Below are 20,470 nucleotides of genomic sequence, written 5' to 3'. Positions count from 1 at the left end.
GGCTGGTGGGCCGGGTGGGGTCGGACGGCGGATTCGTTCAGTTCAGGTCGGTGGTCTGGTGGGCGGTCGGGGCGATCCGATCGATACGTCCGGCCAGGTCGGTGTAAGCGGCTTCGAAGGCGTCGTCGGTGTCGGCGCGGACCGGGTCGGGTACGGACCAGTGCAGCTGCGGCCGGACCGTGGTGGTGAGGTCTTCGTGGGCGTTGTCGCAGACCGCGATGACCAGGTCCCCGTCGTGCACGACGTCGTCGACGTGCGCGGTGCCGGTCGGATCGAGGCGCAGGCCGTGGCGGTGGGCGACGCTGACGGCGCGCGGGTGCACCCGGGCGGCGGGTTTCGTCCCGGCGGACGCGACCTGTCCACCGACCCGGTCACGCCAGAGCGCTGCCGCCAGCTGGGAGCGGGCCGAGTTGTGAGTGCAGACGAACACGACCCGATCGGCCTCGCGCAGCGGCGGCGGGGTCAGTGAGGCGAGCACGTCGGGTCGCAGTCGCAGGTAGGTGCGGCGGCGATCGCCCTCGGAGCGGGTTCGCACGATCAAGCCGGCCTCTTGCAGCACCTTGACGTGGTGAGCGACCAGGTTGGTGGGCATTCTGAGGTCGGCGCCGATCTCTCCGGGGGAGGCGTCGCCGAGGGTCAGTGCGTCCACGATCGCCAGCCGCGCCGGGTCGCCGAGCGCGGCGTGGATGCGCGCCCTCGCCCGCAACGAAGAAGTCTCGTGGTCCATTGACTCAATATTCGCTGAGCCTTCTTCGGCCGTCAAGCCGTGGCGACTTCGGGCCCGGTTCAGGCGAGCGCGGACTCGTCGACGGCGAGCAGGGCGGACAGCTGACGCAGCAGCGCCGGGCGGGGGCGGTAGTAGACCCAGCTGGCGCGCCGCTCGCCCTCGATCAGGCCGGCCTCGCGGAGAACTTTCAGGTGGTGCGAGATGGTCGTGCCGGAGATGGTGAACGCGGGGGTGAGATCGCAGACGCAGATCTCTCCACCCTCGGCGGACGCGATCATCGACATCAGCTGGAGCCGGACGGGGTCGCCGAGAGCCTTGAACGCCTGCGCCAGCGTGGCCGCCGCCGGGGCGGGGATGCGCTGCCGCGCCAGGGGCGTGCAGCACGCCGCCTGCGTCTCGGCCGGTGACACCATCGGTGATTTCGACATGGGTCGAGGTTGACAGATATCGAATCCGCGTGCAAGCGTGGCTTCGACGAACTTCGGATTCGATAACTCTCGAATCCGAGTACGGTGAGTCCGGCGGATCCGCCGCCCGAGTCCACCCGAACTTCAACGAGGAGTACCCGCGATGAGCAGCGACGCTTCGATCACCGCGCCCGCCGCCGGGCAGGACCCGTGCTGCGGCACCGCCGAACAAGCTGCGGCAGCCGACGCCTGCTGCGCTCCCGAGGCGAAGGCCGCAGCAGTCACCGAAGGTGCCGGCTGCTGCGGCCCGACCGAACAGGCCGCGCCGCAGGAGGCCGGCTGCTGCGCCCCGGCGACCACGGTCAGCGGCCTCGACCTACTGCCTACCCCGGCCGCCCGGCCGTCCGGCCCGGGCGAAGGCCGGGCCGGTGACCTGCCGGTCGTCGTGATCGGTGCCGGGCCGGTCGGGCTCGCCGCCGCCGCGCACCTGCACGAGCAGGGTGTCCCCTTCGTCGTTCTGGAGGCCGGTGACCAGGTCGGCGCGTCGGTGCGGCAGTGGGGCCACGTCGGGCTGTTCAGCCCGTGGCGCTACGACATCGATTCGGCCGCCCGCCGCCTGCTTGACGCCGCCGGCTGGGCCGCCCCCGACGACGAGGACCTCCCCACCGGCGGCCAGATCGTCGACGTCTATCTGGAGCCGCTCGCGAAGCTGCCCGCCATCGCCGCGCACCTGCGCCTCGGCGCCCGGGTGACCGCGATCAGCCGCCTCGGCGCCGACCGCGTGCGCACCGCCGGCCGCGCCGATCTGCCCTTCGTCGTCCGGCTCGCCGACGGCACCGAGATCACCGGCAGCGCGATCATCGATGCGTCCGGCACCTGGCGCACCCCCGGCCCGCTCGGCGCCAACGGCCTGCCCGCCCACGGCGAGGCCGAGGCCGCCGACCTGATCGGCCACGCCCTGCCCGACGTGCTCGGCGCCGACCGTGACCAGTACGCCGGCAAGCACACGATCGTCGTCGGTTCCGGGCACTCGGCCGCGAACACCCTGCTCGACCTGGCCCGCCTCGCCGAGACCGAGCGCGATACCCGGATCACCTGGGCGGTGCGCGGCGGGTCGGCGCAGCGAGCGTTCGGCGGGGAGGACGCCGACGAGCTTCCGGCCCGCGGCGCGCTCGGCTCCGGCCTGCACGCCCTGGTCGACAACCAGAAGGTCACTCTGGTCACCGGCTTCGGCGTCCACGGCGTGCGCCGCGACGGCGACGGCATCACGTTGGTCGCCACCGACGGACGTACGCTGACCGCGGACCGGGTGGTGGCCGCAACCGGGTTCCGTCCGGATCACAGCATCACCGGTGAGCTGCGTCTGGACCTGGACCCGATCCTGGGCTGCACCCGTACCCTGGCCGATCTGATCGACCCGAACGAGCACTCCTGCGGCACCGTCACCCCGCACGGCTACCGCGAGCTCGGCCAGCCCGAGCCGAACTACTACGCCGTCGGCATGAAGTCCTACGGCCGCGCCCCGACGTTCCTGATGGCCACCGGCTACGAACAGGTCCGTTCCATCGCCGCGGCCCTGGCCGGGGACTTCGACGCCGCCGACGACGTGCAGCTCGACCTGCCCGAGACCGGGGTGTGCAGCGTCAACCTGGTCGCCGAGAACGCCTCCCGCAAGATCGCCGCCCGCTTCGGCCTGACCCCGGACGTCCCGATCGCCCTCGCGACGGCCACCATGCAACTGCTGCCGACCGCGGCCAGCACCAGCGACGCCGTCCGGGCAGCCGCCGACAAGATCGGCCTCGACCACGAGACGGCCCTGCAGATCGCCGCGCTGGCCGACCAGCCCGGCGCGTTGCCCAGCGTCGCCGGCCTGATCAGCCTCACCACCCCCGCCGGTGGCAGCTGCTGCTCGTGACCACCGGCCCACCGGTGCCCGCCGACCTCGCCGTCGGCGGGCACCGCTCTTCGCCGCAGGGCAACCGCCACCTGGTCGCTGCGTTGGCCATCACGCAGACGATCGGCTACGGCGCCCTGTACTACGCCTTCGCCGTGCTGCTCGTCCCCGTCGCCGCCGACCTGCATACCTCGACCACCGCCGTGACCGGCGCGTTCACCGCGTCCGTCCTGACCTCGGCGGTCCTCGCCGTCCCGATCGGCCGCCGGCTGGACCGGCACGGCGGCCGAGCGTTGATGACCGGCGGCTCCCTGCTCGGCACCGGCCTGCTCGTCGCCTGGTCGCAGGTCGACGCGTTGTGGCAGCTGTACGCGGTCCAGATCGGCATCGGCGTCGCCTCGGCCGCCAGCCTGTACGAGGCCGCGTTCGCCGTCATCATCGCCGGGCACCGGCGCGAGCGGCGCTCGTCGGCACTACTGGCGGTGACCGTGGTCGCCGGATTCGCCAGCACCATCTTCCTGCCCCTGACCGGATGGCTGACCGACCGGTACGACTGGCGCACCGCCCTGCTCGTCCTCGCCGCCATCCACGCCGTCACCGTGCCCCTGCACGCGATGATCGTGCGACGCCCACCGACCTCCGATCAGCCCCGAAGGCGGCAGCCGGGCGACGCGGGCGCCCGGGCCGCGCTGGCCGATCGCGGCTTCTGGCTGCTCGCCATCGGATTCACCGCGAACACCGCGGCGATCAGCGCCTACACCGTCCTGCTGGTCGCCGCTCTCATCGGCTGGGGGCATCCGCCCGCCTTCGCCGCGACCGTCGCCGGGCTGCTCGGCGTGCTGTCGGTCGCCGGGCGGCTGCTCACCACCGGGCTGCAGCGCCGCTACCGCACCACCACGATCACCGCCGCCGTCTTCGCCGTCCAGGCCGCCGCCGCGCTCCTGCTGCCCATCATCGGCGCCACCACCGGCGGAGCGATCGTCGCGGTGATCGGATTCGGGCTCGGATTCGGCGTCGCCACCATCGCCAAACCCGCCATCCTCGCCGACCGCTACGACACCCGCCGCTACGCCACCCTCGCCGGTGTTCTCGTCGCCCCGATGACCCTCGCCAAAGCCGGGGCGCCACTGGCCGCCGCAGCCCTGCACGCCGGCACCGGCTCCTACACGCCGGTCCTGGCCGGCATCGCAGCCTGCGGCGTCGTCGCCGCCTGCGCCGTCGCCACCAGTGCCGGATCGCCTTTCGCCGCCGGGCAGGAGAAGAAGATCAACCATCGCTGAGCTCGCCGCCCACCACCCCCGCACCAGCAAGGACCACTCACGTTCATGACCTCCACCGACCACACCGCGAGCACCCCCACCGCGCCACGGCGGGCCGTCCAGAAACACACACTCGCCGTCGTCATGGCCTCCCAAGTCTTCAGCGGCGCTGGCCTGGCCGCCGGCATCACCGTCGGCGCCCTGCTCGCCGAAGACATGCTCGACACCACCAGCCTCTCCGGCCTGCCGTCCGCCCTGTTCACCGCGGGCTCGGCCGCCACCGCCGTCCTCGTCGGCCGGCTCTCGCAGCGGCTCGGCCGCCGCACCGGACTGGCCACCGGGTACGCCGCAGGAGCGGCCGGCGGCGCAGGGGTGGTGCTGGCCGCCACGCTCGACAACGTCCTGCTGCTGCTCGCCTCCCTTCTCGTCTACGGCGCCGGCACCGCCACCAACCTGCAGGCCCGCTACGCCGGCACCGACCTCGCCGCACCCGACCGCCGCGGCCGGGCCGTCAGCACGATCCTGGTCGCCACGACCCTCGGCGCCGTCGCCGGACCCAACCTCGTCGCCCCCACCGGCACCCTCGCCGAACAGTGGGGCATCCCCGCGCTGGCCGGACCGTTCGCGCTCGCCACCATCGCCTACGGCATCGCCGGCACCATCCTGTTCCTGCTGCTGCGCCCGGACCCGCTGCTGTACTCCCGCACCAGCCCGGCCCCCTCCGGCTCCGCCGCTACCGGGCGAGGCCGCCGCTTCGCCGGCAGCGTGACCGCCGGAGCGGTCACCATGGTCCTCACCCAGCTCGTCATGGTCGCCGTCATGACCATGACCCCGGTCCACATGCACGCCCACGGCCACGACCTGCACGCCACCGGCCTGGTCATCGCCGTCCACATCGGCGCCATGTACCTGCCCGCACCGATCACCGGCATCCTCGTCGACCGCATCGGCCGCATCCCCGTCGCCGTCGCCTCCGGCACCACGCTTCTCGCCGCCGGGATCGTGGCCGCCACCGCACCCGACGACTCCGTCGCCCTGCTCACCGTCGCGCTCGCCCTGCTCGGCCTCGGCTGGAACCTCGGCCTCGTCTCCGGCACCGCCATGATCACCGACAACGCACACCCGGACACCCGCGCCAAAACCCAGGGCACGGTCGACCTGTGCGTCGCCCTGGCCGGCGCCGGCGGCGGCATCGCCAGCGGCGTGATCATGACCGCCGCCGGCTACACCACACTCTCCATCATCGGCGGCATCCTCGCCCTCGCCGTCATCCCCTTCGTCGCCACGAGCGCCAGGCGCAGCCCAGCAGCCACCACCGGCATCTGATCCGCCCAGGAAGGGCAGCACGCCCTCACGATCGCCGGCCGCGAAGAACCGATCTGCCGGGCGCAGCCAGACAGAAACACCTTCGAAAAACCGGCCCTCGGCCAAGGGCGAAGGAGAAGGTCACGAAGCCGCCACAACCGTTCCATCACGGAAAGCGACGACACCCAGTTGCCACCCACACGCCGCCCGACCTCCACGAAGGCCGGACAACGAGAAAGGCCTGAGCCGCATTTCCGCAGCTTAGGCCTCAATCTAAAAAAGTGCGCCCGAAGGGACTCGAACCCCTAACCTTCTGATCCGTAGGTCGTCATGGAGACCGACCCCAGAACGCCGAATGAGGCGTGAAACTGTTCCCCCGGCACCAGATCCACCGCGCCGGCCCAGGAGCCGGCCAGCACGAGCTCACCGGCACTGACCCCGGTACCGAACCCCGCCAGGATCCGGACCAGGCACGCCACCGACTCGGCGGGATGCCCCATGACGGCCGAGCCGGTGCCGGTGTACTCGGCGTCACCGCTGCGCAGCACCATCCGCGCCGCCGCGAGGTCGGTCGTGTCCGGCGGGACGCCGGCGCCGACCACGACCCCCGCGGAGGACGCGTTGTCGGCGACGGTGTCTACCAGGCCGATCTTCCAAGCCTCGATCCGGCTGTCGAGGACCTCCAGGACCGGGCAGATCTCGGTGGTGGCCGCGAGAACGTCCTGGGCCGTGACCGCCGGGCCGCTCAGATCCCGGGCCATCCGGAAAGCGATCTCGCCCTCGACCTTCGGTGCGATGAACGTACGCACGTCCAGGGCGACGCCGTCGGGCAGCAGCATGCGATCGGTCAGATAGCCGAAGTCAGGATGATCGATGCCGAACATCTTCTGGATTGCCTCGCTGGTGGCGCCGATTTTCAGGCCGGCGAGCCGGGCACCACCGGCGAGTTCGAGCGCCCGGGTCTCGCTCTGGATCGCGTACGCGTCCGCCAGGTCGAGTCGCGGGTGCCGGACCGACAGCGGCGGCACCGGCCGACGGGTCCGGGCGGCCTCCCATAGCTCCATGGCGAGTTCGCGGTGCAACGTCCGCGCGACGGCCGTCATCTGGTCGCCACGAAGAGCCGACCGCCGGGCAGGCCGATCGGCACGGCCTTGGTCTGCGAGAAGCCGGCCGCCGCGAACTTGTCCAGCCACTCCAGCTCGGTGGGGAGGGTGACGCTCATGAAGGTGGCGTGCAGGTAGGTGAAGAGGGCGCTGAACTTGCGCTCCTCCGGCCGCCGCGCGTAGGAGACCGCGTCGGCCACGGCGAGAAACCCACCCGGGGCCAGCGCGTCGCGCAGGGCTCCCAGGACACCCAGGGCGATACGGTCGTCGGCCACGATGTCGTGCATGACATAGCTCGCGAGAACGGCATCCGCGCCCGCGACCGGTTCGGGGTCGTCGACCAGCGACTCGATCGGCCGCTCGACGACCGTCAGCCGGTCGTGCACCCCGCCGGCGAGGGCAGCCTGCCGCGCCGCAGCACAGGCCGCGCCGTTGCTGTCGACCGCCGTGCCGGTACGGGCCGGGTCCTCCTGCAGCAGCTTGATGAGCAGCCCGCCGGCGCCGGCGCCGAGGTCTGACACCCGCAGCGCCCCGGCTGCCACCACCTGCTCGATGAGCTGCGGGTAGAACGCCCGCTCGCCGATCCACCGCGAGCTGACCGCGACCCGCCGCCCGTCGCGCCGGTGGACCTGGGCGGCCGCGGCCGGGTCGGTGAGGAACGCGCGGGCGTTGTCCAGGAAGGGCCCGTTCGCGTTCATCGCCCAGGACACGTACCCGGCTTGGTAACGCAGGTCGGGGTAGTCGGCGGCCATCTGGAAGGTGCCCGGAACCTCGGTGTCGGCGATCAGGCCCGCGGCGAGCAGCGCCCCCAGGTACGCGGTGATGCCGGCGACCGGGACGTCAACGGCCTTGGCCACGTCCGCGGCGCTGAACGGCTCGCCCGCGTCCAGAACCTGGTCGGCTCCGATCTCGGCGCCGATCTGCAGCAGCGCGGCAACCGCGGCCGCATCGGCCACGGCTTCCGGGTCTTTCCGTTCCATGATTCTCACCCTCAACCGTCAGATGTGGTCAGCAAAGGCGTGCGTCACGTCCGCGGACGCCCGCTCGGCGGCCAGGGCCATGGCGACCTCGATGATGGTGTCCTCCTGGCCGGCCACCACCCGCCGCCTGCCCAACTCGAGCAGGATCTCGCGGGGGTCGGCGCCGAAGCGCCGGCTGGCGCGCCGCACCGGCGCCGCGAACCCGGAGAACACCCCGGCGATGCCGCTGGCGATGGTGACGCTGTCGTTGGTCGGCACGTGTTTCACGAACCGTTCCTCGGCGGTGTCCGCCGCGTCCAGCGCGCCGAACAGCTTGATCCGCGCCTCGATCTGCTCGACATGCAGGTTGGCGGCGACCAGTTCGATCGGCGCGTTCCCCGCCCCGGCGCCGAATCCACGTGCCGTCACGTCCACGATGGACGCACCCGCGCGGATCGCGGTGATGCTGTTGATCACCGAAAGGCCCAGGTTGTTGTGCGCGTGGAAACCGATCGCGATGTCGAGCTTCTCGACCAGCTCGCCGACCTTCTCCCGGACCATCTCCGGGGTGTACGCGCCGGCCGAGTCCATCAGCACGACCGCCTCGGCGCCGTACTCCTGCATGAGCCCCGCCTGCTCGACCAGCTTCCCGGCCGACGCCATGTGGCTCATCAGCAGCAGGCCCTTCACGCGTACGCCCATCGACCGCAGCATCGTGATCTGCTGGCGGGTGACGTCGGCCTCGGTGCAGTGCGCGCCCACCCGGACCTCGTCGACGCCGCAGTCGAGGGCGGGCTTGAGGTCACGTTCGACGCTGGCGAAGCCGGGGATGGAGAGCACACCCAGCCGCGAGTTGCGCAGCTCGGCCTTCGCGGCGCCCAGCATCTCTGCGTCGCTGATGGCGGCGATGCCGACCTGAATCGACGAGGCGCCGAGCCCGTTGCCGTGCCCGACCTCGAGGACGTCCACCCCGGCCGCCTCGGCCGCCCGAGCGTACGCGCTGATGTCCGCCCGGCCGAGCTGGTGGGCGACGGCGTGGTTGCCGTCGCGCAACGTCGAGTCACAGATCTGCAGTTTCACGCTCATCAGCGCCTCCGCCCGCTGCGAGCCTCCGCCGCGGCGACGGCGGCGCAGGTGATGATGTCCAGGTTCCCGGCGTAGCGCGGGAAGTAGTCGCCCCGCCCCTCGACCTCGACGGTGAGCATGTAGCGGTCACCGGTGGCGACCGGCGGCACCACGACCCGGTACCCGGGAACGTACGAGTGGATCTCCTTCTCCATGGCGGTGACCGAGTCGCGCAGGGCGTCGATGTCGATCCGCTCGGTGGTGGAGACCGCGATGGAGTTGCGCATCACGATGCCGGGATCGGCCGGGTTGATGATCAGCACGGTCTTGGTGCGCGCGGTGCTGCAGAACTCGGCGGTGGCCTGTTCCGTGGTGTGCACGTACTCGTCCAGGTTCGCCCGCGAGGCCGGACCGACGCTGGCCGAGGCGCTCGCTGAGACGATCTCGAGGTAGTCGACGTGGCCGGCGATCTGCGTGATGCACCGAGCCATCGGCACCGCCGCCTGCCCACCGCAGGTCACCATGCTGAGGTACTGCTCGTCGAGGCAGTCCTCCAGGTTGAGCGCCGGGACGCAGAACTTGCCCTGGTTGGCCGGTGTGAGGTCGATGAACGGCAACCCCAGCGGCTTGATGACGGCCCAGTGCCGGATGGCGTCCCCGGCCGAAGTGGCGTCGAAGACCAGATCGATGTCGTCAGCCGCGTCGACCACGGCGTCGATGCCGCCCACGCTGGTGGCCACCCCGCGACCGCGGGCCAGCTCGATGCCGGGCGACTCGGCCCGCCGCCCGGCGAACAGGACGCACGTCAGCAGCGGGGACGCCTCGACCTTCAGGAGCAGATCGGTTCCGATGTTCCCGGTCCCCACGATGGCGGTCCGCAGCGGAGCCGGATGCGTCTGCGTACTCATTCGGTTCTCCCTCTCGCAGTGGTCTGGCGACTGAGGTGATCCTGCTGGCTCACGCCGAGCGGCGGAGGAGTTACGTCGTGCATCTCCGGTGACAGGTAGACCTTGACCCGGGGGCGGGTCCGGCCGGGTTGCCAGGAGATGTAGTTGTGGATCCCGGTTCCCGCGTCCAGCCCGCGGTGCGCGATGCCGGCGAGCACGCTGTCGTAGCGGTGCAGCGCCTGCGGCCACGCGGCCAGGGCCCGGTGCACTCGCTGCCGCACTTCGCCGTCGTGCTCGGCGTAAGTCCACAGCGGGACGTAGAGGGTGGCCGCGGCGCGATCGAAGTTCTGCGCGTCGAACAGTGACACGCAGGTGACGGCCGGCTGATCGCTGAAACGGCGCCGCCCGCCCATCATGACCTTGCAGAAGGCCCGCACCTCCCCCGGCTCGAAACCCGGATACGCCTTGAGCACGGCCGCCACCTCCTCGACGTCCGCCGCGAAGTGCCGGAAATACACCTTCACCCGGGCCGCCGGATCGTCCGCCAGGTCCAGCGACAACAGGAACGGCACGTCCTCCCCGGTGCGGTGCACGTGCGCCTGGACGACCGGCCACAGGTGCGTCGTGCCCATCCGTTCCAGTGCGGTGTACAGCAGGTCGAAGGCACCGTCCGGACCGGCCACGTTCAGGTAGAACCAGGCCTTGAACCGGATCGGGGCGTCCGCACGAATCTCGGCGCCGTACATGGAGACGTGCGGGCCGTGCGCGTCGTCGGGCAGGAGCCGGTCCGCGAGGGCCGACCACCGGGTCGCGCCGGCGCCGTACCGCCCGGCCAGCAGCGGCATGATGGCCCGCGCCGCGACGGGGTCACGGGCCGGCACGCCCGCGGTCAGCGGCTCCATGGCGAACTGGAGTGCGGGCGCGAGCCCGCCGAGGTCGACGGCGTACTCCACCGGCGACCCGTCGGGCGACACGTCCGACAGGGGTAGATCGTGGGGGCGGGCGGCGCCCCAGTGGTCGGTCATGGCCCGGAACGCCGCGACGAATTCCGTACCGCTGGCTCCCAGGTGCAGGGTCCGTGCCGTGTTCTCCAATGTTCTGGCGCAGGCGTCTCGGACCGTCGTCAACTCCTCGGTCAACCCCGGTTCTCCTTGTCAGAATCCACGTCGAGGCGCGGGGTGGCTCAGCGCCACGCGTCCAGATGAAGGTCTGCGACACGTCCCGTCTCGGCGACGCGTCCGATCACGGCCGGGAACCACACCGAGAACTCCAGCCGGTCCCGCATGTCACGCAGTTCGCCGGGTGCGACCAGCGTCCACTCCGCGACCTCCGCGGGATCGGGTCGCGGCTCGTCCCGGAACCGGCCCACGAACACGTGGTTGTACTCGCGCTCGATCAGGCCCGACTTCGGGTCCGGCAACTCGTACAGCACGGTCCCGGCGGCCGCGAGACCGACCGGGGTCATGCCCAGCTCCTCCCGGATCCGACGGGCGGCCGCGGCGTCCGGCGCCTCCCCGGGGAAGGGGTGGCCGCAACAGGTGTTGGACCACACCCCCGGCGAGTGGTACTTGCCCAGCGCCCGCCGCTGTAGCAGCAGGCGCCCCTCGTCGTCGAAGAGGAACACGGAGAACGCCCGGTGCAGATGGCCGGGAATCGTGTGGGCGGCCAGCTTGTCGAGCACCCCGACGGTCCGTCCTGTGGTGTCCACCAGCTCGAGCAGGTCACGCCCGGGTTCCGGGGCGTCCGTCCCGCTCACGTCGTTGGTTGCGAGCAAGGCTCAGGACTCCTCACCCATGGCGCGGACAAGGCTCCGCGGGCGCATGTCGGTCCAGTTCTGCTCGACGTAGTCGAGGCACGCCTGATGGCTGTCCTCGGGGTGGGCGACGGTCCACCCTGCCGGCACGTCGATCGCCGCCGGCCACATCGAGTACTGACCCTCGTCGTTGACCAGCACCAGGAATCGGCCCTCGGTGTCGTCGAACGGGTTACCCATCAGTTCTCCTCCTTGGTTGTGGCGTTGCCGGCGATGACGGCCCGCAGGTGCTGCTCGAGAATCGGGCCGATCACCTGGAGCGCCTCCGGCGCCGTGATCGTGCTGTGACTGGTCGGGACGGGGTGGTAGGTGATCTCGCCGCCGACGTACTCCCGCCAGACCTCGGGGTCGAGCACCCGCTCTCGTTCCTCGGCCGCGCCGAAGATCAACATGTCGGCGTCGACCCGTTCCGTACGGTGCTTGGTGGCGATCGAGATGTTGCGGTGCAGAATCGCCATGAGCAGGTGGAACTCGTCCTCGGCGACGTTGCCCAGCACCGTGTTGGTGGTCCGGGCCAGTTCGGAGAACTGTGCGAAGGTGAGGTTCCCGCTCGGCAGGGCCGCCGGGTCGACCCCCAGCACCTCGAGGATGCCGGTGTAGACCTTGGCGGTGGCCTCGATGACCTGCGCCTGCTCGTGCTCGCTCAACGACCGCGACGGCTCCGAATCGAGCGCCACGATCAGCCCGACCTGTTCTCCGGCGGCCTCCAGACGGGCCGCCATGGCGTGCGCCACGACCCCGCCGAACGACTGCCCGAGCAGGTAGTACGGGCCGTTCTTCTGCACCTGACGCATCTCCTCGATGCAGTCGTCGGCCACCTGGATCAGGGTTTCCGGGAGCTCGTCCGGGTGGCTCAGCGCGGGCGATTGGAGCCCGTACACCGGGAAGTCCGGGCTCAAGTGCAGCAGCAGATCCGCATACGACCAGCAGATCGCGGCACCTGGGTGGATGCAGAACAGCGGCGGCAGGGTGCCCCCGGTACGCAGCGGCAGAAGGACGTCGAAGGCCCGGTCGGTGCCGTCAGAGCCGAGCTGCTCGGCGAGCTGCGCGACGGTGGGCCCGGCAAAGAACGTCCGGATCGGGATCTCCGTACCCATCACCTCGGCGATCCGGGCGACGAGCTTGTTCGCCAGCAGCGAGTGGCCGCCGAGGTCGAAGAAGTTGTCCTCGACGCCGATCTGGCCGAGGCCCAGCACCTCGGCGAACAGGCCACAGAGGATCTCCTCCTGCGGTGTCCGCGGCCCCCGGCCGACCGGCGCCGTGACCTGCGGAGCCGGCAGCGCGTCCCGGTCCACCTTGCCGTTCGGCGTGAGCGGGAAGTCCGTCATCGCCGTCACCACCGCCGGCACCAGGTGCTCGGGCAGCGACCGGCGCAGGTCCTCGCGGATACCGCTGACGTCGGCGCCGGGCTGGACCGGGATGACGTACCCGAACAGGGCCAGGTCGCCCTGGCGGTCGGCCCGTACGGCCACCGCGGCCCGCGCCACCGCCGGATGCTCGGCCAGCGCGGCCTCCACCTCGCCCGGCTCGACCCGCATCCCGCGGATCTTCACCTGCTCGTCGGTACGGCCGGCGTACTCCAGCTCGAACGCGTAGTTGAGACGGCCGAGGTCGCCGGTGCGGTACATCCGTGAGCCGGGCGGGCCGTACGGGTCGGCGACGAACCGGCTCGCAGTCAGCCCGGCCCGGTGCAGATATCCGCGCCCGACCGCGGGACCGGCCACGTACAGCTCGCCGTCGGTGCCGGGCGGCACGACCCGCAGGAGCGCGTCGAGGACGTACACCCGCGTCCCCGGGTTCGGCCGGCCGACCGTGACGCGTTCGCCGTCCAGGGGGTCGGTCATCGTGCAGGCGACGGTGGTCTCGGTCTGGCCGTACACATTGATCATGCGTCGGCCCGGCGACCAGCGCGCGGCGAGATCGGGTGTCAGCACCTCGCCGCCGAGCAGCAGGCCGCGCAGGTCGGTGAGCCGGCCCGCCGCGTCGACCGGCAGGCTGGCCAGCACCGACGGCAGGGTCACCAGGTGCGTGATCCGCTTCTCGGCCAGGACCCGGGCCAGCGCCTCACCCACGATCAGTCCCGGCTCGGGCAGGACGAGCGTTCCCTGCGCGGCGAACGCCACGACGAAGTCCATGATCGAGGCGTCGAAGCTCGGCGAGGAGAGCTGCAGGACCCGGCTGCCCGGCTCGAATCCCCAGCGCTGCACCCAGGCTTCGGCCGCGCCCGCCAGACCGGCCTGGGTGATCACCGCACCCTTGGGCCGGCCGGTCGACCCGGACGTGTAGATGACGTAGGCCGGGTGGTCGAGGCCGAGGGCGGTCGTGCGGTCGCGGTCGGTCGGGTCGGTGTCCGGCCGGCTCTCCCACTGCGCCACGGTGGCCGGGTCGTCAACGTCGATCACCGGCTGGTCGGCGCCGAGGCGGGCCGCCCCGGCGGCGTCCGTCACGATGAGCTTCGGCCGGGCGTCCGCGCAGAGATACGCCACCCGGTCAGCCGGGTAGGTCGGGTCGATCGGCAGGTACGCCGCTCCGCTCTTGGCGATGGCCAGAATTGTGGCGACCTGCCGGACGCTGCGCGGCAGCAGCACGGCGACGAGATCCTCCGGGCCGGCCCCGCGGTCGATCAGCGCCCGCGCCATCCGGTTGGCCCGGCTGTTCAGCTCGGCGTACGTGATGTCGGCCGCGCCGTCGGTCACGGCGATCGCGGACGGCGCGGCGGCAGCCCAGGCTTCGAAGAGCTGCGGCAGAGTTCCCGGCACCGGCGCGGCGATGTTGTCCAATTCGAGTCCTCCGATGGGTTGGTCGGGCGAGTCGGCGACCTCGTGCAGCAGCTGGCCGAACTCGTCGAGGAAGGCGTCGACCGTCGCACTGTCGTAGAGGTCGGTGGCGTACTCGACGACGAGGATCAGCCCGGCGGGCGCGCCGTGGTCGTCGAACGTCTCGATCGCGTTGAGGGACAGGTCCACCCGCGACACCCCGGTCTCGACCCCGTCCAGCTGCGGCCGTGCGGTCATCCCGGCCAGCTCGAACTCGGCGTCCGGCGTGTTCTGCAGCACCAGCTGCACCTGGAAGAGCGGGTGCTGCCCGGGCGACCGGTCGGGGTTGAGCTTCTCCACCAGGTGGTCGAAGGGCACGTCCTGATGGGCGTACGCGGCCAGGCTGGTGTCCCGCACCTGCTCCAGCAGCCGGGTGAAGCTGGGGCCGCCGGAGGTGTCAATCCGCAGCACGAGCGTGTTGATGAAGAAGCCGACCAGGTCCTCGAGGGCGTCGTCGGCGCGTCCCGCGATCGGCGCGCCGACCGGGATGTCGGTCCCGGCACCGCTGCGGCTCAGCTGCGCGCCGAGCGCCGCCTGCAACGCCATGAACAGGGTGGATCCGTGGCGCCGGGCCAGCACGCGCAGAGCCCGGTGCAGGTCCGCGTCGAGGTTGCGGGTCAGCGTGGCACCCCGGTGGCTGGCCTCGGCCGGGCGGGGCCGATCGGCCGGCAACGTCACCAGTCGCGGCAGACCGGCCAGCTGGTCACGCCAGTAGGCGAGCTGGCGGCTGAGCCGGCTGTCCGGGTCGGCCTCGTCGCCCAGCATCCGGCGCTGCCAGAGGGCGAAGTCGGCGTACTGGACCCGCAGCGGCGCCCAGTCCGGGGCGCGACCGGCCGCGCGGTGCTCGTACGCCGTGGTCAGGTCCCGGGCCAGCGGCCGCATCGACCAGCCGTCCACCGCGACGTGGTGCACGACCAGAAGCAGGACCCATTCGTCGCGGCCGGTGGTGAACAGCGACGCCCGCACCGAGATCTCCCGGGACAGGTCGAACTCGTGCCGGGAGGCGTCGCGGAGCACCTGGGTCAAGTCGCCCTCAGCCACCGCACGTACCGGCAGGTCGATCTCGACGGCGTTCAGGATCCGCTGGTGAGGCTCCCCGCGCCGCTCGCCGAAGACGGTGCGCAGCACCTCGTGCCGGGCCACCACGTCGCCGAGGGCGGCGCGCATCGCGGCCACGTCGAGCGCGCCGGACAAGCGCACCGCCAGCGGCGAGTTGTACGTCGCCGACGGCCCCTCCAGCTTCTGCATGAACCAGAGGCGCTGCTGCGCGAACGACAACGGGAGGACCTCCGGCCGTGGCGCCGGCTCCAGCGCGGGCCCCGCACGGCCCGACCCCTGTGCCAGCACCGCGGCGAGCTGGGCGGGCGTCGACGCGGCGAACACCTGCTGCAGCGGCACCTCGATGCCGAGCACGGCACGGATCCGGCTGGTCAACCTGGTGGCCAGCAGCGAGTGCCCGCCCAGGTCGAAGAAGCTCTCGTCGACCCCGACGCGGGGCAGGCCGAGCAGGTCGGCATACAGCTCGCAGAGGATCTCCTCGTACGGGTCGCGCGGCGCGCGCTCCTCGGTCGTGGTGGTGACGATCTCGGGTTCCGGCAGCGCCCGGCGGTCGATCTTGCCGTTCGGGGTGAGCGGGATCCGCTCGATCGGCGTGATCGTGGCCGGCACCATGTGGTCGGGCAGCAGCGACTTGATCGTGCCGCGCAGCTCCGAGACGTGCTCACCGGCGGTGCGGGCGACCGCGGGCACGTTGGCGACCACCTCCGGAGTGCCCGACCGGTAGACGTCCGTGAGCGCCTCGTCCTCGCCGGCGGCGAGCAGCACCACGTCGTACCCGTCCCAGTTCCGCGGCGACCAGGTGGGCACCGCCCGCCAGCCGTGCTCCGCGGCCCACCGGCGTACCTGCTCCGGGTGCAGCCGGGGTTCGGTGGTGCCGGCCAGTCGCGGGTTCGGTATCCGGGTCAGGCGTGCCGGCGCCGTCACGTCGGCCAGGTCCGTGACGTCACGGCCCCAGACCAGCTCCGGCAGGTCCCCGACCGGCCGGGTGGCGCCGGTGTGCAGCACCACCTCGTACCGGTAAGCGGTCAGCTCGTTGTCCGCGCTGCCCCGCTTGAGCAGCACCTCGACGCCGGTGGCCCGCGGATGCCGGAAGGCGGTGAAGAACTCGGGCGCGAGCAGCAGTTCCTTCTCGATCGACACTGCGTGGTCCGCGGCCGACGAGCCGGACCCGGGGTTGCGGAACTCCTGTACAGCGGCGTGCATCGCCCGCAGCAGGCCGTGGTGCCGTACGTCGCCGACGATCAGCCGGCCACCGTCGGCCAGCAGGTCGAGCGCTTTGCCCAGCACGTCGCGCAGGTAGTCCGCGCTCGGGAAGTACTGGACCACCGAGTTCAGCACGATGGTGTCGAAGTGGCCGCGGGGCAGCCCCGACACGTCGTGGGCCGGCTGGCATCGCAGGTGCGCGTGCTCCCAGCCGCGTTCCCGGGCGTACTCCCGCAGCCGCTCGACGGCGGCCGCCGAGAAGTCCGTCGCCCAGTACTCCTCGGTCCGCTCGATCAGCGGAACCATCAGGAGGCCGGAGCCCGCGCCGATCTCCAGGACCCGGCGAGGGCCGAACCGGGCCACCTGCTCCACCGCGGACCGCTGCCACTCCCGCATCTGCTCGATCGGGATCGGCGTGCCGGTGAACGAACTGTTCCAGCCCGCGAAATCGGCGCCCGGCTCGCGCGCCAGGCCGCTGTAAACCTCGTGGTAGATGCTGCGCCACTCGTCCAGCTGGTCGTCGAAGTCGGTTGCCGAACCCTGGTCCGCCAGCACGACGTACGCGGCGAGCGAGACGGCGCCGGAGCGGTCCGGCCGCGGCACCACGACGGCCCGCGCCACCGACGGTTGCGCGGCGAGGATGCGTTCCACCTCGCCGGGCTCCACCCGGAAGCCGCGGATCTTCACCTGCTCGTCGGAGCGGCCGAGGTATTCCAGGTCCCCGTCGGCGTTCCAGCGGACCAGGTCGCCGGTGCGGTACATCCGGGTGCCGGCTGGGCCGTACGGATCCGCGAGGAACCGGGAAGCCGTCAGGCTCGGAGGCGTGCGGTAGCCGCGGGCCACCCCGGCACCGGCGATGTACAGCTCGCCCGGGACCCCGGGAGCGGCCAGCCCGAGCCTCTCGTCCAGCACGTACAGCCGGGTGCCGAGCGCCGGCTTGCCGATCGACACCGGGGGTTCGTGCAGGTCACCGGTCTGGCTGGCGACGACGGTCGCCTCGGTCGGCCCGTACGCGTTCACCATCCGCCGGCCGGGCGCCCAGCTCCGCAGCAGCTCCGGCGGGCATGCCTCGGCACCGACGATGAGGGTACGGAAATCGGTCAGCGTCCGCGGCGCGTCGGCCGGCAGGGTGCTCAGCACCGACGGCGGGATCAGCGCGTGGGTGATCCGGTGGTCGGCGAGCGCCCGCGCCAGCTCGTCGCCGGCCAGCCGGTCCGCCGAGGCGATCACCAGGGCGGCGCCGGAATCCCAGGCCCAGACCAGCTCCAGCACAGCGGCGTCGAAGCTCGGCGACGACGCCTGCAGGATCCGGCTGTCCACGTCGGCCGCGCAGCGCTGACGCAGGGTGGCGGCGAGACCGCTGAGCCCGCGGTGGGTCACCACGACACCCTTGGGCCGGCCCGTCGAACCCGACGTGTAGATCACATACGCGGTGGCGTCCACCGGCACCCGACGCACCGGGTCGTGCTCCGGCTGCCCGTCGAAGACATCCGACTCACCGATCACCAACGCCGGAGCAGCATCCCGCAACAAATACTCCACCCGAGCCCGCGGATAACTCGGATCCACCGGCAAATACGCCGCACCCGCCTTGACGACACCCAACACGGTCGCGACCTGCACCGCGCTGCGCGGCAGCACCACGGCCACCAGATCCTCGACACCCACGCCGCGCTCGATCAACGACCAGGCAACCCGATTCGCGTACGCGTTCAGCTGCGCATAGGACCAGCTCAGCTCCCCCTCCACAACCGCGATCGCGTCCGGCGTGGCCGCCACGCGCCGCTGGAACAGCTCGCAGAGGGTGGCCGGCTCCACCTCCGGCTCGGTGTACGCCCAGCCGGTCAGCCGCTCCCGCTCCCCGTCGAGCAGCAGGTCCACCGACCCGATGCGCTGCTCCGGATCGTGCGCGACGGCGGTCAGGAACCGCAGCCAGCGGCCGACGAAAGCCTCGACCGTCGCGGCGTCGTACAGGTCGGTGGCGTACTCGACGGCCCCGATCACACCGCCGGCATCGGGCTGCTCCGCGAGGCTGATGAACAGGTCCACCCGGGACAGCCCGGTGCTCACCCCCTCCGGCTCGGCGCGCAGGCCGGGTAGGTGAAGGTGGTGTCCGGATTGTTCTGAAACGCCAACAACACCTGAAACAACGGATTATGCGCCGTACTACGATGCGGATTGAGCTTCTCCACCAAAAACTCGAACGGCACATCCTGATGCGCATACGCCTCCAACGACGTATCCCGCACCCGCTCCAACAACTCACCAAATCCCGGATTCCCCGACGTGTCAGCCCGCAACACCACCGTGTTCACGAAAAACCCGACCAGATCGTCCAACGCCTCATCGCTACGACCAGCAACCGGACTACCGACCGGCACATCCTCACCCGCACCCAGCCGCGTCAGCACCGCCGCCAACGCCGCCTGCAACACCATGAACAACGTCGCACCCGACGCCCGGGCCAGCCGCAACAAATCCGCGTGCAACCCCGCATCCAACCGCAACATGATCACGTCACCGGCATACGACGCCGTCTGCGGCCGAGGCCGATCAGCCGGCAACGTCACCTGCTCCGGCAAACCCGCCAACTGCCCACGCCAATACGCCAACTGACGCCCGACCACACTGCCCGGATCAGCCTCCTCACCAAGCAACCGCCGCTGCCACAACGTGTAATCCGCGTACTGCACCGGCAACGGCGACCACGACGGACCACGACCCACCCGACGATCCGCATACGCCGCCGCCAAATCCCGCGCCAACGGCCCCAGCGACGCCCCATCAGCCGCGATGTGATGCAACACCAGCATCAACACCCACTCACCCGGACCCGCCACGAACAACCACGCCCGCACCGGAATCTCCCGGGCCAAATCGAACTCGTACCGAGCCGCCTGCCGCAACGCACCCGACAACTCACCCGCGGGCACCTCAACCACCGGCAAACCGACATCCACCGCGTCCAGAATCTTCTGACACGGCACACCATCCACCTCCGCGAACACCGTCCGCAGAGCCTCATGCCGGCCCACCACATCACCCAACGCAGCCCGCAACGCGCCCACATCCAGCGAACCCGAAAGCCGCAACGCCAACGGCGAGTTATACGTCGCCGACAACCCCTCCAACTTGTGCAAAAACCACAACCGCTGCTGAGCAAACGACAACGGCAACACCGCCGGGCGCACCACCGGCTCCAACGCCCGCTGCACCCGACCCTGCTGCTCGCCCAACACCACCGCCAACTCCGCCGGCGACGGCGCGGCGAAGATCTGCTGCAGGAGCGCCTCGACGCCCAGCACCGAGCGGATCCGGCTGGTCAGCCGGGTGGCCAGCAGCGAATGCCCGCCCAGATCGAAGAAGCTGTCGTCGACGCCGACCCGTTCCAGGCCGAGGATGTCGGCGTACAGCTCGCAGAGGATCTGCTCCAGCGGGCTTCGCGGGCGGCGTCCGCGCGAGAGCACGACCTCCGGGTCCGGCAGCGCCCGGCGGTCGATCTTCCCGTTCGGAGTGACCGGGATCCGCTCGATCGGGGTGATCGTGGCCGGGACCATGTAGTCCGGCAGCAACCCCTGCACCGTGGAGCGCAACTCCGACACCAGCTCGCCGGCCGTACGGGCGACCGCGGGGACGTTGGCCGGCTCGACGCCGTCGGCCGGGCGGTACACGTCGGCCAGGGGTTCCGCCTCGGCGGCGTCAATCAGCACGACGTCGTACGTGTTCCAGCGGTTCGACGACCACGTCGGCACCGCCCGCATGCCGCGCTGGACCGCCCACCGGCGCACCGCTTCGGGTTCAAGCTCCGGGCCCGCCGCCGGGGGCACCGCGTTTACTGAGCTTCTGGGGTTGAGGTCACTCCTACGTCCACATCGCCGCTTTGGGTGATTCCTGCCGGTTCGGGACTGCTGTCTAGTTAGGGCATGCGATACGGGGATGGCGGCGGGGTTGGACCGCAACAACGCGCCCGCCG

14 protein-coding genes are annotated in these 20,470 nt (G+C 71.3%); 3 read left to right on the top strand and 11 right to left on the bottom strand.

From position 1 onward, the window contains the following. Positions 1-37: 37 nt before the first annotated feature. The gene (locus CLV70_RS37190) at positions 38-727 is read right to left on the bottom strand and encodes an arsenate reductase/protein-tyrosine-phosphatase family protein (protein WP_106131318.1); all 690 of its coding nucleotides are present in this window, start codon (positions 725-727) and stop codon (positions 38-40) included. A 59-nt stretch (positions 728-786) separates the two neighbouring features. Next, positions 787-1,155, bottom strand: a complete 369-nt coding sequence (locus tag CLV70_RS37185) for an ArsR/SmtB family transcription factor (protein ID WP_106131317.1) — start codon at positions 1,153-1,155, stop codon at positions 787-789. A 142-nt stretch (positions 1,156-1,297) separates the two neighbouring features. Between CLV70_RS37185 and CLV70_RS37180 the strand changes: the two genes are divergently transcribed. The 3 genes from CLV70_RS37180 to CLV70_RS37170 are packed head-to-tail and all read left to right on the top strand — an operon-like array spanning position 1,298 to position 5,613. After that, positions 1,298-3,049, top strand: a complete 1,752-nt coding sequence (locus tag CLV70_RS37180) for an FAD-dependent oxidoreductase (protein WP_106131316.1) — start codon at positions 1,298-1,300, stop codon at positions 3,047-3,049. Beyond that, positions 3,046-4,308, top strand: a complete 1,263-nt coding sequence (locus CLV70_RS37175; RefSeq protein ID WP_245908761.1) for an MFS transporter — start codon at positions 3,046-3,048, stop codon at positions 4,306-4,308. The genes CLV70_RS37180 and CLV70_RS37175 overlap by 4 nt, the downstream gene beginning before the upstream one ends. 45 nt (positions 4,309-4,353) lie before the next feature. Next, positions 4,354-5,613, top strand: a complete 1,260-nt coding sequence (locus CLV70_RS37170; protein ID WP_106131315.1) for an MFS transporter — start codon at positions 4,354-4,356, stop codon at positions 5,611-5,613. 284 nt (positions 5,614-5,897) lie between these two features. On the opposite strand, the gene CLV70_RS37165 is transcribed toward CLV70_RS37170, so the two are convergent. The 9 genes from CLV70_RS37165 to CLV70_RS37125 are packed head-to-tail and all read right to left on the bottom strand — an operon-like array spanning position 5,898 to position 20,324. After that, positions 5,898-6,695 carry a 2-keto-4-pentenoate hydratase gene (locus CLV70_RS37165; RefSeq protein ID WP_106131314.1) on the bottom strand — a complete coding sequence of 266 codons (798 nt, stop codon included), beginning with the start codon at positions 6,693-6,695 and terminating at the stop codon, positions 5,898-5,900. Further along, a complete protein-coding gene (locus CLV70_RS37160; RefSeq protein WP_106131313.1) occupies positions 6,692-7,675 on the bottom strand; it encodes a class I SAM-dependent methyltransferase in 984 nt (327 codons plus the stop codon). Before CLV70_RS37160 ends, CLV70_RS37165 begins: the two co-directional genes overlap by 4 nt. Before the next feature lie 18 nt (positions 7,676-7,693). Beyond that, complete coding sequence (gene dmpG / locus CLV70_RS37155) at positions 7,694-8,740, bottom strand: 4-hydroxy-2-oxovalerate aldolase (RefSeq protein ID WP_106131312.1); 1,047 nt, start codon at positions 8,738-8,740, stop codon at positions 7,694-7,696. Next, complete coding sequence (locus tag CLV70_RS37150; protein ID WP_106131311.1) at positions 8,740-9,627, bottom strand: acetaldehyde dehydrogenase (acetylating); 888 nt, start codon at positions 9,625-9,627, stop codon at positions 8,740-8,742. The genes dmpG and CLV70_RS37150 overlap by 1 nt, the downstream gene beginning before the upstream one ends. Further along, complete coding sequence (gene cymD / locus CLV70_RS37145) at positions 9,624-10,745, bottom strand: dimethylallyltryptophan synthase CymD (protein WP_146164317.1); 1,122 nt, start codon at positions 10,743-10,745, stop codon at positions 9,624-9,626. Before cymD ends, CLV70_RS37150 begins: the two co-directional genes overlap by 4 nt. 44 nt (positions 10,746-10,789) lie before the next feature. Continuing rightward, positions 10,790-11,380 carry an isopentenyl-diphosphate Delta-isomerase gene (gene idi / locus CLV70_RS37140; protein ID WP_106131309.1) on the bottom strand — a complete coding sequence of 197 codons (591 nt, stop codon included), beginning with the start codon at positions 11,378-11,380 and terminating at the stop codon, positions 10,790-10,792. A 3-nt stretch (positions 11,381-11,383) separates the two neighbouring features. Further along, on the bottom strand, positions 11,384-11,599 hold the full coding sequence (locus tag CLV70_RS37135; protein ID WP_106131308.1) for an MbtH family protein: 216 nt from the start codon (positions 11,597-11,599) through the stop codon (positions 11,384-11,386). Further along, on the bottom strand, positions 11,599-18,567 hold the full coding sequence (locus CLV70_RS37130) for a non-ribosomal peptide synthetase (RefSeq protein WP_106131307.1): 6,969 nt from the start codon (positions 18,565-18,567) through the stop codon (positions 11,599-11,601). Before CLV70_RS37130 ends, CLV70_RS37135 begins: the two co-directional genes overlap by 1 nt. Continuing rightward, positions 18,564-20,324, bottom strand: coding sequence for a condensation domain-containing protein (locus CLV70_RS37125; protein WP_146164315.1), 1,761 nt, complete (start codon positions 20,322-20,324; stop codon positions 18,564-18,566). Before CLV70_RS37125 ends, CLV70_RS37130 begins: the two co-directional genes overlap by 4 nt. Positions 20,325-20,470: the final 146 nt, after the last annotated feature.

Origin of the sequence: Pseudosporangium ferrugineum (assembly GCF_003002065.1) — a bacterium.
In the GTDB taxonomy this organism is placed as follows: Bacteria; Actinomycetota; Actinomycetes; order Mycobacteriales; family Micromonosporaceae; genus Actinoplanes; species Actinoplanes ferrugineus_A.
Note: the sequence above shows the minus strand (reverse complement) of the source record. Positions and strands in the feature narration are given on the sequence as shown.